Origin of the sequence: Rhizobium sp. GN54 (genome assembly GCF_021026345.1) — a bacterium.
Classification (GTDB): Bacteria; Pseudomonadota; Alphaproteobacteria; order Rhizobiales; family Rhizobiaceae; genus Mycoplana.
Window position 1 is genome coordinate 1 of record NZ_JAJNCZ010000009.1, and the last position, 12689, is coordinate 12689.

Annotated in this window: 12 protein-coding genes; 6 read left to right on the top strand and 6 right to left on the bottom strand. The window is 65.5% G+C overall.

Translation table 11 applies throughout. From position 1 onward, the window contains the following. Positions 1 to 241 precede the first annotated feature (241 nt). The 3 genes from LQK81_RS20395 to LQK81_RS20405 all read left to right on the top strand — a co-directional run bounded on the left by LQK81_RS20395 (position 242) and on the right by LQK81_RS20405 (position 4165). On the top strand, positions 242 to 1420 hold the full coding sequence (locus tag LQK81_RS20395; RefSeq protein ID WP_230808227.1) for a low temperature requirement protein A: 1179 nt from the start codon (positions 242 to 244) through the stop codon (positions 1418 to 1420). Between the two features lie 155 nt (positions 1421 to 1575). Further along, entirely contained in the window at positions 1576 to 3528 is a 1953-nt protein-coding gene (locus LQK81_RS20400; protein WP_230808383.1) for an elongation factor G, read from the top strand. A 214-nt stretch (positions 3529 to 3742) separates the two neighbouring features. Further along, positions 3743 to 4165 (top strand): DUF4864 domain-containing protein, encoded by a 423-nt coding sequence (locus tag LQK81_RS20405; RefSeq protein WP_230808228.1) that lies wholly within the window; start codon positions 3743 to 3745, stop codon positions 4163 to 4165. A gap of 79 nt (positions 4166 to 4244) precedes the next feature. Here the strand turns inward: LQK81_RS20405 and tgt are convergent, their stop codons facing one another. From tgt to coaD, 5 genes are all read right to left on the bottom strand, one after another. Then, positions 4245 to 5384 (bottom strand): tRNA guanosine(34) transglycosylase Tgt, encoded by a 1140-nt coding sequence (tgt, locus tag LQK81_RS20410; protein WP_230808229.1) that lies wholly within the window; start codon positions 5382 to 5384, stop codon positions 4245 to 4247. Beyond that, entirely contained in the window at positions 5381 to 6466 is a 1086-nt protein-coding gene (gene queA / locus LQK81_RS20415; protein ID WP_230808230.1) for a tRNA preQ1(34) S-adenosylmethionine ribosyltransferase-isomerase QueA, read from the bottom strand. The genes tgt and queA overlap by 4 nt, the downstream gene beginning before the upstream one ends. Positions 6467 to 6577: 111 nt before the next feature. Continuing rightward, positions 6578 to 7087: a peptidylprolyl isomerase gene (locus LQK81_RS20420; RefSeq protein WP_230808231.1), complete on the bottom strand. Its 510-nt coding sequence runs from the start codon at positions 7085 to 7087 to the stop codon at positions 6578 to 6580. Positions 7088 to 7112: 25 nt separating this feature from the next. Then, positions 7113 to 7682, bottom strand: a complete 570-nt coding sequence (locus LQK81_RS20425) for a peptidylprolyl isomerase (RefSeq protein ID WP_230808232.1) — start codon at positions 7680 to 7682, stop codon at positions 7113 to 7115. Between the two features lie 25 nt (positions 7683 to 7707). Then, positions 7708 to 8202 (bottom strand): pantetheine-phosphate adenylyltransferase, encoded by a 495-nt coding sequence (coaD, locus tag LQK81_RS20430; RefSeq protein ID WP_230808233.1) that lies wholly within the window; start codon positions 8200 to 8202, stop codon positions 7708 to 7710. Positions 8203 to 8450: 248 nt separating this feature from the next. Between coaD and LQK81_RS20435 the strand changes: the two genes are divergently transcribed. Together LQK81_RS20435 and LQK81_RS20440 are read left to right on the top strand one after the other, a co-directional pair. Next, a complete protein-coding gene (locus LQK81_RS20435; RefSeq protein WP_230808234.1) occupies positions 8451 to 8591 on the top strand; it encodes a hypothetical protein in 141 nt (46 codons plus the stop codon). A 2-nt stretch (positions 8592 to 8593) separates the two neighbouring features. After that, positions 8594 to 8734: a hypothetical protein gene (locus LQK81_RS20440; protein WP_230808235.1), complete on the top strand. Its 141-nt coding sequence runs from the start codon at positions 8594 to 8596 to the stop codon at positions 8732 to 8734. Positions 8735 to 8914: 180 nt separating this feature from the next. Here the strand turns inward: LQK81_RS20440 and gyrA are convergent, their stop codons facing one another. Beyond that, a complete protein-coding gene (gene gyrA, locus LQK81_RS20445; protein ID WP_230808236.1) occupies positions 8915 to 11731 on the bottom strand; it encodes a DNA gyrase subunit A in 2817 nt (938 codons plus the stop codon). A gap of 239 nt (positions 11732 to 11970) precedes the next feature. On the opposite strand from gyrA, the gene LQK81_RS20450 reads away from it, so the two are divergent. Further along, a complete protein-coding gene (locus LQK81_RS20450; protein ID WP_230808237.1) occupies positions 11971 to 12600 on the top strand; it encodes a MarC family protein in 630 nt (209 codons plus the stop codon). Positions 12601 to 12689 lie beyond the last annotated feature (89 nt).

Consider the following 12689-nt stretch of genomic DNA (forward strand, 5'->3'; position numbering starts at 1 on the left):
TGACATTTCGACTTTGCACAACTACGGACATTTCAACATGGCCGCCACATCTTGCGTTACCGGGTGGGCGCAAGTTTGACGTGCGACATGCCAATGATTTCCATACGCGATCGCCCCTCGCCGATCGGCGAGATGGATCGCCAGCTTGGGCGCCATCGTTCGATGAACCGCTGCAGGTGATCGAACTCTTTCGCTCCCGGCGCCGGACAGGATAGCATGTTGTCGGCGAGCGGGAGGCTTCATGGCGGACGACAGGCGGTATTGGCTGCGCAAGGACGATGCGGAGGCTTCGAGCGCGAGTTTTCCCGAACTCTTTTTCGATCTCGTCTTCGTCTTCGCGCTGATCCAGCTGTCGGAGACGCTGGTGGAGGATTTCACCTTCGGCATTGCGAGCGAGGCCGTGCTGTTCATCCTGGCGCTCTGGTGGGTGTGGATCCATACGACCTGGGTGACCAATCTGCTCGATTCCGAGATCGTGCCGGTCAGGATCTTTCTGTTCGTACTGATGTTCCTCGGGATCGTGCTGGCGATCGCGCTTCCGAAGGCGTTCACCGACATGGGGCTCGTCTTCGCCCTCGCCTACTGTGCGATGCAACTCAGCCGTTCGCTCCTTGCCCTCTACGCGTTCCGCAACGGCGATCGCGCCGCATTCACGACGTTCCTGCGTATCACCGCCTGGCTTGTGGTATCCGGTGCGCTGTGGGTTGCCGGCGGCCTGTCGGAGCCGCATCTGCGCGTGCTCTTCTGGGTGGCCGCGCTCGCCGTCGAATATGTCGGCCCGGTGGTGCGCTACTGGCTGCCGTCGATCGGCGCGTCGCCGCCCGAGGCGCTCAATGTCGATGGCGAGCATCTGGCCGAACGCTGTGCGCTCTTCGTCATCATCGCGCTCGGCGAGACGATCCTGACGACAGGCAAGAACGCCTCGGCGCATCTCGAAAATGCGGCTACGATGCCGGTCCTCGTGCTGGCCTTTCTCACCACCGTGCTGATGTGGTGGCTCTACTTCCACCACGGCCAGGAGAAGGCGGCCGAGAAGGCGGAACGGACGAGCAGGCCGCAGGAAACCGCCCAGCATCTCTTCACCTATGGCCACCTGCCGATCATCGCCGGTATCATCCTGACCGCCGTCGGTGAGGATTTCAGCCTCACCCACCCGTTAGAGAGCGGTTCGGCCAGCAGCGCCCTGGCGCTTCTCGGCGGCCCTGCCCTCTATCTCGCCGGCCTCGGCTGGATGCGGGCGGCTTCGTCGCGCATCGTCCCCTACGCCCATATCGCCGGCATCGCCCTGCTCGGCGCCACCTATCTGCTGGTGTCGAACACCACCAATTTTCTGATCCATCTGACCGCGGTGGCCATCCTCCTCGGCGTGGCCGTCGGCGAGGCGGCGGCCGTGAAACGGTACGGCTCGCGCGCCGCCTGATGCCGCCGGCTGCCTAGGCTGCCGAAGACAGCATTGCGACCGGGCACGGCTTGGGCCTTGAAAGAAAATGCGTTCCCCTCTCTGGCGCTTCCGTCCGCTTCGCGTCATCCTGTTGAAAGGAGAGAGTTGCGATGCTGGCAGAGGGAGGAATGCCGATGCGCTGCTTTGCCGTGGTCGGTCCGTCGCAGGCGGGCAAATCGACGCTCGTCGAAAAACTGGGCGCGCTGGAGGGCGGCGGCAAGAAGACCGCCTCGCCGTCCGGATTGAACATAAGCACCTTCGAATACGGCGGTGAAGCCTGGTGCGCGCTCGATACGCCGGGCTCGGTCGAGGCCATCGCCCATGCGCAGAACGCGCTGCTGGCCAGCGACGCCTGCATCCTGTGCGTTTCGCCGGCGCCGGAGGAAGCCGTTCTCGCCGCGCCCTATCTCAGGGTCATCGAGGCGTCCGGGACGCCCTGCATCATCTTCGTCAACCGGATCGACGAGCCGCGCGGCCGCATCCGCGACGTGATCGCGGCCCTCCAGGATTATGCCGGCCATACGCTCGTCCTCCGGCAGGTGCCGATCCGTGAGGGCGAGACGATCGTCGGCAGCGTCGATCTCATTTCCGAGCGAGCCTGGCGCTACCGCGAGGGCCAGCCATCCAATCTCGTCGCCCTGCCGAAGGACGTCACGGAGCGCGAACAGGAGGCGCGCACCGAGCTTCTCGAGCATCTTTCGGAGTTCGACGACTGGCTGCTGGAGGAACTGATCGAGGATCGCGAGCCGGACGGCGCCGCCCTCTATTCCATCGCCACCCGCATCCTGAAGGAAAACCGCATCACCCCCGTCTTCATCGGCTCGGCCGGCCACGGCAACGGCATGCAGCGGCTGATGAAGGCGCTGCGCCACGAGGCGCCGCCGGTCGAAGCCCTGCGCGACCGGCTCGCCGCGGCGGCCGGTGCCGACATTGCCGCCATGACCTTCCACGCCTTCCATCGCCAGAACATCGGCAAGACCGTGCTGGGCCGCGCGCTCGGCGAAATCAAACAGGCCGCGGCCCTCGGCGAAGGCGGTCTCGGCACGCTGCAGGATCCAATTGCCGCCCGCCCGGTCGCCAACGGCCAGCTTGCGCCGGGAGAGGTGTTCGCCTCGGTCAAGTCGGATCGCCTGCCCGTCCCTGCCCTGCTCGCGGTCGGCACTGCCTTCCCGCCGCCGGACTGGACGGCGCCGCCCTCGCCCATGCTGGAGCGGATCCTCGTTCCGAACAACGAACGCGACGAGACCAAGCTGTCCTCGGCGCTCGCCAAGATCGCCGAGACAGACCGCGGCCTGCGCCTGTCGCAGGAGGAAGGCACCGGCGCCTACCTGATCAGCATCCAGGGCCTCCTGCATCTGCGCGAGGTCGCAAGGACGCTCTCCGACGTCTTCCACATCGTGGTGGAGGACCAGCCGCCGAGCCCGGTCTATCGGGAGACGATCTCGCGGCCGTCAGACGTCCACTATCGCCACCGCAAGCAGACGGGCGGCGCCGGCCAGTTCGCCGACGTCAAGCTCAGCGTCCATCCGAACGGCCGCGGCGACGGCTTTTCCTTTGCCGAGGTCGTCAAGGGCGGCGCGGTGCCGCGCAACTTCATCCCAGCCGTCGAGGCCGGCGCGCGCGAGGCCATGGACAAGGGACCGCTCGGCTTCGGCGTCATCGATGTCGGCGTGACCCTGACGGACGGCCAGCATCATGCCGTCGACAGCTCAGAATATGCCTTCCGCACCGCCGCCAAGATGGGGGCGCGGCAGGCCATGGCACAGGCCGCGCCGGTGCTGATGCAGCCGATAGCTCGCGTCGAGATCCACATCCCCTCGGTCTATACCGGCGGGCTGGTGCAGATCGTGTCGGCGCTCAAGGGCCAGGTGCTCGGCTTCGACCGCGACGAGGCAGCCAAGGGTTGGGACACGTTCCGCGCCCTCATTCCCGCCAGCATGCTCGAGGACCTGGCCCGCTCGCTCCGCTCGGCCACCCAGGGCATCGGCTACTTCTCCAAGGCGTTCGACCATTTCGAGGAGGTCTACGGCAAGGAGGCGGATGCGATCGTGGCAGCGCACGGGCAGCAGATGGCGCACGGCCAATGAAGCGGGGTGCGAGCGGCAACGGGCAGTTCGCCACCATGCCGGCAATCTGGCACGCTGAATCTCAGGCGTCGCATTAGAATTGTTACAGATATAACTGATATTAAATCATAAATATCTGGATTTATTAGCCAGGAGCCCTCCTCCCGCCCTGCCTATGCCCTCTTCCAAATCTCAGGATGTGCGCTAGCTTTCACAGATGGGATCGGAGCGCGCCATGAAGATCGTCCGGGCTGCCCTCGCAGTCTGCACGCTGCTGCTGCCGCCGGCAGGACCGGCCACGGCAGACGATCCGGTCCTGACCGTGCAGAAGGTGATCGCTGCACAGATCGAGGCTTTTCTTGCCGACGATGCGGCTGCGGCCTATGCCTTCGCCTCCCCGGCCATCCGGCAAAAATTCCCCGACGAGACGTCCTTCTTCGACATGGTCAAGCGCGGTTATGCGCCCGTCTATCGCCCCGGCAATTTCGCCTTCGGCCGCAGCAGGGTCGCAGACGACACCGTCCTGCAGGAGGTCCTAATCAGCGGCAGCGACGGCAAGGACTGGACCGCCGTCTACCAGGTCGTGCGCCAGCCCGATGGCAGCTACAGGATCAACGGCGTGCACATGATGCGCTCGGTGGCGGGGCCGGACATCTGAGCGGCCTCATACCCGAACCTGTTTTTCAGGAAATCCAATTATCCTACTGTTTTTAATAATACTCGTAGCATAATCGGTGTCAGGCGTTCTTCTTCGCTTCCGCCTCGCCGCGCGCCCAGCCGTCCTGCGTCTCCGCCATGAAGTCGCTGTAGCGACCCTCTTCGATCGCAGCGCGGATGCCGGCCATCAGTTCCTGGTAGTAGGCGAGGTTGCTCCAGGTCAAAAGCATGCCGCCGAGCGATTCGTTGGCGCGCACGAGGTGATGCAGATAGGCGCGCGAGTAGTCGCGGGTCGCCGGGCAGGCCGATTGCTCGTCGAGCGGGCGCATGTCCTCGGCATGGCGGGCGTTGCGGATGTTGATGCGGCCGTGGCGGGTGAAGGCCAGGCCGTGACGGCCGGAGCGGGTCGGCATCACGCAGTCAAACATGTCGATGCCGTGTGCCACCGATTTCAGGATATCGTCCGGCGTGCCGACGCCCATCAGGTAGCGCGGCTTTTCGTACGGCAGGTGCGGACAGGTGGTGTCGATCATTTCGAGCATGATCGCCTGCGGCTCGCCGACCGCCAGGCCGCCGATCGCATAGCCCTTGAGGTCGAGGCCGGAAAGCGCCTGCGCCGAGCGCACGCGCAGTTCCGCGATGTCGCCGCCCTGGACGATGCCGAACATCGCCTTGCCCGGCTGATTGCCGAAGGCCACCTTGCAGCGCTCGGCCCAGCGGTAGGACATCTCCATCGCCCGCTCGATCTCTTTCGGTTCCGCGGGCAGGCGCACGCATTCGTCGAGCTGCATCTGGATGTCGCTGTCGAGCAGGCCCTGGATCTCGATCGAGCGCTCCGGCGACATATGGTGCAGCGAGCCGTCGACATGGCTCTTGAAGGTCACGCCCTGCTCGTCGAGCTTGCGCAGGCCGGAGAGCGACATCACCTGGAAGCCGCCGGAATCGGTCAGGATCGGCCAGGGCCAGCGGATCAGTTCGTGCAGGCCGCCGAGGCGGGCGACGCGTTCGGCGCCCGGGCGCAGCATCAGGTGATAGGTGTTGCCGAGGATGATGTCGGCGCCGAGGTCGCGCACCTGGTCCAGATACATCGCCTTGACGGTGCCGACCGTGCCGACCGGCATGAAGGCCGGCGTGCGGATCGTCCCGCGCGGCATGGAGACTTCGCCGCGCCGCGCCTTGCCGTCGGTCGCAAGCAGCTTGAATTCGAAGCGTTCGGTCATGGTTCTTTCCGGAAGAGCAGGCTGGCGTCGCCATAGGAGTAGAAGCGATAGCCGGTCTCGATGGCGTGCGCATAGGCCGCCCGCATCGTCTCCAGCCCGCTGAAGGCCGAGACGAGCATGAACAGCGTCGACTTCGGCAGATGGAAATTGGTCATCAGCACGTCGGCGGTGCGAAACCGGTAGCCCGGCGTGATGAAGATGCCGGTGGCGCCCGACCAGGGCTCGATCGTGCCGTCCTCGCGCGCCGCACTTTCGAGCAGACGGAGCGAGGTTGTTCCGACACAGACGATCCGACCGCCGCGTGCCCGCACGGCGTTCAGCGCCTCTGCCGTCCGCCTCGAAACATAACCGATCTCCTGGTGCATGACGTGGTCGTCGGTATCGTCGGCCTTGACCGGCAGGAACGTCCCCGCCCCCACATGCAGCGTCACGAAATGGCGCTCGACGCCCTTGCGATCGAGCGCCTCGAACAGCGCCTCGGTGAAGTGCAGGCCGGCCGTGGGCGCGGCGACGGCGCCCTCCTCGCGGGCATAGATCGTCTGGTAGTCGCGGCGGTCGTCGGCGTCGTCCTCGCGCTTGGAGGCGATATAGGGCGGCAGCGGGATGTGGCCGACCGCGGCGATCGCCTCGTCGAGGATGGGGCCGGACAGATCGAAGCGCAACGTCACCTCGCCGCCCTCGCCCTTCTCCTCCACGATCGCATCGAGCGCGCCGAGCAGGCAGGCGTTGCCGCCGTGGCCGAAGGCGATGCGGTCGCCGACCTTGATCCGCTTGCCGGGGCGGGCAAACGCTTTCCAGCGATCGGCGGCGATGCGCATGTGCAGCGTGGCGGAGACCTGCTGGCCGCCTGCCCCTTCGCGATGGCGGATGCCTTCCAGCTGCGCCGGGATCACGCGGGTATCGTTGAAGACCAGGGCGTCGCCCGCCTGCAGGAAGTCCGGCAGGTCGCCGACATGGCGATCCTCGAAAGGCCGGGCTTCGCCGGGACGGACGACGAGCAGCCGCGCCGCCTCGCGCGGGGTCACCGGGCGTAGGGCGATCCGCTCCTCGGGGAGCTCGAAGTCGAACAGGTCAATGCGCATCGGAACTAGGATCTTCGGGTTCGTCGTGGCGATAAACCATTTCGGCGAAAAAGGGAAACCCGCCCCGGCGCCTGCGCGCAAACGGAGCGGGTTTCCGGCACGTTGCAGCGATCAGGCGTCGGCTGCGACCTTCATCGAGACGATGGTGTCGGGATCCTTCACCGGCTCGCCACGCTTGATCTTGTCGATGTTGTCCATCCCGTCGATGACCTGGCCCCAGACCGAATACTGCTTGTTCAGCCAGGGGGCGTCGGTGAAGCAGATGAAAAACTGCGAGTTGGCCGAATTCGGCATCTGGCTGCGGGCCATCGAGCAGGTGCCGCGGACGTGGCTCATGTTCGAGAATTCGGCCTTCAGGTCCGGCTTTTCCGAGCCGCCCATGCCGGCACGGGCGGGGTTGAAGTCCTTGCCGCCGGTCTTGCCGTACTGGACGTCGCCGGTCTGGGCCATGAAGTCCTCGATGACGCGGTGGAACACGACGCCGTCATAGGCGCCCTCGCGCGTCAGCTCCTTGATGCGGGCGACGTGGCCGGGGGCGAGATCCGGCAGAAGCTGGATGACGACCTTGCCCTTCGAGGTCTCCATGATGATGGTGTTTTCCGGATCCTTGATCTCGGCCATGGTCTTTCTCCTTGGTTTGGAAGGCTTACTTTCCGACGGTGACCTTGATCATCCGGTCGGGCTCGGTGACGGCGCCGTTGTTGGCATCGTCGCCGCGCTTGATCTTGTCGACGTTCTCCATGCCTTCGACCACCTGGCCGACGACCGTGTACTGGCCGTTCAGGAAATCGCCCGGGGCGAACATGATGAAGAACTGCGAATTGGCGGAATTGGGGTCCTGGGCGCGCGCCATGCCGACCGTGCCGCGCACGAAGGGCACGTCGGAGAACTCGGCCGGCAGGTTCGGCTCCGAAGAACCGCCGGTGCCGGCGGCCGAAGCGTCGAAGCCCTGCTCCATGTCGCCGTACTGGACGTCGCCGGTCTGCGCCATGAAGCCGTCGATGACGCGGTGGAAGGCGACGTTGTCGTATTCGCCCTTCTCCGCCAGCGCCTTGAGGCGCTCGACATGCTTGGGCGCGACATCCGGACGCAACTCGACGACGACCGGGCCGTCCTTCAGCTGGATCGTCAGGTATTCCTTCGCCTGGGCCCAGGCGCTGCCGCTGGCGGTAGCAAGAAGGAGGGCGCCGGCAAGGGCGTACTTGAAGAGTTTCATGGTCACTCCGTTTCGTTGAAATGGATCAGGTGCGCCTGCGCGCCTTCAACGCTGCATCGACGACCCTGGGAACAAAGGCGCTGACGTCACCGCCCATTCCCGCGATCTGACGAACCAATGTGGCGGTTATGGGTCGCGATGCAACCCCCGCAGGCAGGAATACGGTCTGGACGTCCGGTGCCATCTGCTGGTTCATGCCGGCCATCTGCATCTCGTAGTCGAGATCGGTGCCGTCGCGCAGGCCCCGGATCAGGAGGTGCGCGGCATGGGACCTCGCCGCATCGACCACCAGCTTGTCGAAGGAGACCACGGTGACGTCGGCAGCGCGCGCGGGCAGCGCCTCGGCGATCGCCTGCCGGATCAGGTCGGCGCGCTCATCGAAGGAGAACAGCGGCGTCTTGCCGGGATGGATGCCGATCGCGACCACCACCTTCGGCGCAATGTTCAGCGCCTGCACAAGCACGTCGAGGTGCCCGTTGGTGATCGGGTCGAAGGAACCCGGATAGAAGGCGACGGCCATGGCGTTTTCCCGTTTTGGCGCGTTGTGTCATGCGGCAGAGCCATAAGCAAGAGAGCGGCCTGCCGAAGCCACCGGTGTCCCCGTCAAACTGACGGGCTCGATGCCACCGACGCGACGTGCAGGACCGGTCCGCCGCGTATGGCTTCGATGTCCATATAGGTGATCGGGAACAAATGTCGAAGCAGCGGCGTTCTGGTTGCAAGTTCAATCAAGGGAATGCGTTTTCCGATAGGAAAAGGAAAAGCACCATGGCACTCGCACTACTCTGCCTGACGATGTTCGTCCTCCTGACCACGGCCAGCATGCGGGCCACCCGCCGCGAAGCGCGCCGGAGCTCCATCGCGGCCAGCCCGCGCGGCAAGTGGATCCGCACCCATCGGGAGGCTTGATCATGACCGCCGTGATGATGTTCTTCGCCATCCTGATCAGCATGATCTTCACCATCGACTTTTCGCGGACCATCCTGGCGCTGCGCCAGGAGCGGGTCGCGATCAGGGCGATGCGACGGAAAGCAGGCGGCTTCGACGTGTAAGGCGCAAGGCCGGTTTCCGGAAAGAAGGCAACACCGGAACCCGTCCCCGCCGCACCTCCCCTTGCCGCCGTCCTCGCAGGCGCTTTCCCCTCAAGCGACCTGCATGAAGAAAGGCCGGCGCCCCGCGCCGGCCTTTCCCCTGTCTATCGCCAAGTCATTGCCGCCTGGTGACGGTCGTGCCTATTCGGGCGTCTCGCCCCCGTCGGTCGAAGGCGGAGCCGTCCCGACCCCTTCCGTACCATTGCCTTCCACGCCGTCACCCTCGACGCCGTTGCCGTCGAGTTCGTCATCGCCGTCCGGCTCGCTGATGCGCTCGACCGAGACGACCTTCTCGTCCTTGGCGGTGGAGAAGATGGTCACGCCCTTGGTGGCGCGGCTGGCGATGCGAATGCCGTTGACCGGCACACGGATCAGCTGGCCGCCGTCCGAGACCAGCATCAGCTGGTCGCCGTCGTCGACCGGGAAGGCTGCGACCAGATCGCCGATCTCGGCGGTCTTGGAGGTGTCGGTGGCGCGGATGCCCTTGCCGCCGCGACCGGAGGTGCGGAAGTCGTAGGAGGACGACCGCTTGCCGAAGCCCTTCTCGGAGACGGTCAGCACGAACTGCTCGCGCGTCTTCAGCTCCTCGTAGCGCTCGTCGGAAAGCTGCCCCTCCTCGGTGACCTCCTCGCCGACCAGCGCGATCTCCTCGGCCTCGCCGCCGGCAGCCCGGCGCTCGGCGGCGGAGCGCTTCAGGTAGGCGGCGCGCTCCCAGGGTTCGGCGTCGACGTGGCTGACGATCGTCATCGAGATGATGCGGTCGCCCTGGCCCATCGAGATGCCGCGCACGCCGACCGAGTTGCGGCCGGCGAAGACGCGAACGTCGTCGACCGGGAAGCGGATGCACTGGCCGAGCGCCGTCGTCAGCAGCACGTCGTCCTGGTCGGTGCAGGTTTCCACAGAGAGGATCTCGTCGCCCTCGTCTTCCAGCTTCATTGCGATCTTGCCGTTACGGTTGACCTGGACGAAGTCGGACAGCTTGTTGCGCCGGACGGTGCCGCGCGTGGTCGAGAACATCACGTCGAGGTTCGCCCAGGTGCTTTCGTCCTCGGGCAGCGGCATGATGGTGGTGATCCGCTCGCCGGGCTCGATCGGCAGCATGTTGATCAGCGCCTTGCCCTTGGACTGCGGCGTACCGATCGGCAGGCGCCAGACCTTCTCCTTGTAGACGATGCCGCGCGAGGAGAAGAACAGCACTGGCGTATGCGTGTTGGCCACGAACAGCCGCGTGACGAAATCCTCGTCGCGCGTTGCCATGCCCGAGCGGCCCTTGCCGCCACGGCGCTGGGCGCGATAGGTCGCGAGCGGCACGCGCTTGACGTAGCCGGCATGCGAAACGGTGACCACCATGTCCTCGCGGGCAATCAGGTCCTCGTCGTCCATGTCCGGGCCGAAATCGGCGATCTCGGTGCGGCGCGGCGTGCCGAACTCATCGCGGATCGCAATCATCTCTTCCTTGACGATCGCCTGGATGCGCAGGCGCGAGCCGAGGATATCGAGATAGTCGCGGATTTCCTCGCCGATCTTGTTCAGTTCCTCGTCGATCTCGTCGCGGCCGAGTGCGGTGAGGCGGGCGAGGCGCAACTCGAGGATCGCGCGGGCCTGCTCCTCGGAGAGGTTGTAGGTGCCGTCGTCGTTGATGCGGTGGCGCGGGTCGTCGATCAGGCGGATCAGCGCGTCGACGTCCTTGGCCGGCCACCGGCGCTCCATCAGCTGCTCGCGCGCCGTCTGCGGATCGGGTGCGCGGCGGATGAGGCTGATGACCTCGTCGATGTTGGCGACCGCGATCGCAAGGCCAACCAGCACGTGGGCGCGGTCGCGCGCCTTGCGCAGCAGGTACTTGGTGCGGCGGGAGACGACCTCCTCGCGGAAGGAGACGAAGGCGCGCAGCATGTCGAGCAGCGCCATCTGCTCGGGCTTGCCGCCGTTCAGCGCCACCATGTTGCAGCCGAAGGAGGTCTGCAGCGGCGTGTAGCGGTAAAGCTGGTTCAGAACCACGTCGGCATTGGCGTCGCGCTTCAGTTCGATGACGACGCGGTAGCCCTCGCGGTCGGACTCGTCGCGCAGGTCCGAGATGCCCTCGATGCGCTTCTCGCGCACCAGTTCGGCCATCTTCTCGATCATCGACGCCTTGTTCACCTGGTAGGGGATCTCGGTGATGATGATCTGCTCGCGGTCGCCGCGCATCGGCTCGACGCGGGCGACGCCACGCATGATGACCGAGCCGCGGCCGGTCTCGTAGGCCTGGCGGATACCGGCGCGGCCGAGGATCATGGCGCCGGTCGGGAAGTCGGGGCCCGGGATGATCTGCATCAGGTCGGGCAGCTCGATCGCCGGATTGTCGATCAGCGCCACGCAGCCGTTGATGACTTCCGACAGGTTGTGCGGCGGGATGTTGGTCGCCATGCCGACGGCGATGCCGCCCGCGCCGTTGACGAGCAGGTTCGGGAATTTGGCCGGAAGGACCGTCGGCTCCTGGATAGTGCCGTCGTAGTTGTCGCGGAAGTTGACCGTCTCCTTGTCGAGATCGTCCAGCAGCGAATGCGCGGCCTTCTCGAGGCGGCATTCCGTGTAGCGCTGGGCGGCCGGCGGATCGCCGTCGACGGAGCCGAAATTGCCCTGACCGTCGATCAGCGGCAGCCGCAGCGACCAGTCCTGCGCCAGGCGCGCCAGCGCGTCGTAGATCGCGCTGTCGCCGTGCGGGTGGTACTTACCCATCACGTCGCCGGTGACGCGCGCGCACTTGACGTATTTCTTGTTCCAGTCGATCCCCATCTCGCCCATGCTGAAGAGGATGCGCCGGTGCACCGGCTTCATGCCGTCGCGCACATCGGGCAGCGCGCGGCTCACGATCACGCTCATCGCGTAATCGAGATAGGACCGCTGCATTTCCTCGATGATCGAAATCGGCTCAATGCCGGGAGGGGTCTTGCCGCCGGGAGTGGTTTGCTCTGTCAATGTCTGTCACGATCTTTGTTCGGAATCAGTCGCGGAATTTATAGCCTAACGGCTTGAACTGCGCCAATTTTGCGGGAAGTTTTGAACAGTCTTTTGCCAGAAATCCGCCAATTGCCGCAATTTGATGGCGGCTTTCAACGGCGACCGCCGCCCGCCCTTCCCTTCCCCGCGTCTGTCGCCTAACAATGGTGCAAAGCGCATCGCCAGAATGCGCATGAACCGGCACAGGGGATCGCCGCATGTACGATTGGAATCTGGTCGTCAATGCCATGGCGACCTTGCTGGTGACGCTGGACCCGCCCGGGCTTGCGCCGATCTTCCTGGGGCTCACCGTCGGCATGAACCGCTCGGAGCGGACCCAGGTCGCGTTCCGCGGCTCCATCATCGCCTTTGCCATCCTCGCGGCCTTCGCCCTGTTCGGGGCCGGGATCCTCGGCGTGCTCGGCATATCCATGGCCGCCTTCCGCATCGCGGGCGGCCTGCTCCTCTTCTTCATCGCCTTCGAGATGGTGTTCGAGCGCCGGCAGGAACGGAAGAAGAAGACCTCGGAGGTGGCCGTCACCAAGGATCACATCCGCAACATCGCCGTCTTTCCGCTGGCCCTGCCGTTGATCGCGGGCCCCGGCGCCATTTCGGCGACGCTGCTTCTGGCGGGCTCGATGTCCTCGCCTGTCGGACGGGTGGCCCTGATCGGCGTCATCGCGCTCTGCGTCGCCATCGTGTTCGCGACGCTCTATGTCGCCGAAAGGATCGACCGCTACCTCGGCGTCACCGGACGGGCGATCCTGACGCGGCTCCTCGGCGTCATCCTCGCAGCCCTTGCCGTGCAGTTCGTCGTCGACGGCACCCGTGCCGCCTTCGTCATCTGACGGGCCGGGTCGCGGCGGACGCGTCGCAAAATAAGTGTTGGCGCCATGCCACTCCTGATTGCAAGTCGGTCGCACCGTTGATACGGACG

Excerpts from the sequence above, each read along its gene's own strand:
- queA (WP_230808230.1), bottom strand. The coding sequence starts at position 6,466 with ATGCGCATTGACCTGTTCGACTTCGAGCTCCCCGAGGAGCGGATCGCC.
- LQK81_RS20405 (WP_230808228.1), top strand. The coding sequence starts at position 3,743 with ATGAAGATCGTCCGGGCTGCCCTCGCAGTCTGCACGCTGCTGCTGCCG.
- LQK81_RS20450 (WP_230808237.1), top strand. The coding sequence starts at position 11,971 with ATGTACGATTGGAATCTGGTCGTCAATGCCATGGCGACCTTGCTGGTG.
- LQK81_RS20400 (WP_230808383.1), top strand. The coding sequence starts at position 1,576 with ATGCGCTGCTTTGCCGTGGTCGGTCCGTCGCAGGCGGGCAAATCGACG.
- LQK81_RS20440 (WP_230808235.1), top strand. The coding sequence starts at position 8,594 with ATGACCGCCGTGATGATGTTCTTCGCCATCCTGATCAGCATGATCTTC.
- LQK81_RS20420 (WP_230808231.1), bottom strand. The coding sequence starts at position 7,087 with ATGGCCGAGATCAAGGATCCGGAAAACACCATCATCATGGAGACCTCG.
- LQK81_RS20425 (WP_230808232.1), bottom strand. The coding sequence starts at position 7,682 with ATGAAACTCTTCAAGTACGCCCTTGCCGGCGCCCTCCTTCTTGCTACC.
- LQK81_RS20435 (WP_230808234.1), top strand. The coding sequence starts at position 8,451 with ATGGCACTCGCACTACTCTGCCTGACGATGTTCGTCCTCCTGACCACG.
- tgt (WP_230808229.1), bottom strand. The coding sequence starts at position 5,384 with ATGACCGAACGCTTCGAATTCAAGCTGCTTGCGACCGACGGCAAGGCG.
- coaD (WP_230808233.1), bottom strand. The coding sequence starts at position 8,202 with ATGGCCGTCGCCTTCTATCCGGGTTCCTTCGACCCGATCACCAACGGG.
- LQK81_RS20395 (WP_230808227.1), top strand. The coding sequence starts at position 242 with ATGGCGGACGACAGGCGGTATTGGCTGCGCAAGGACGATGCGGAGGCT.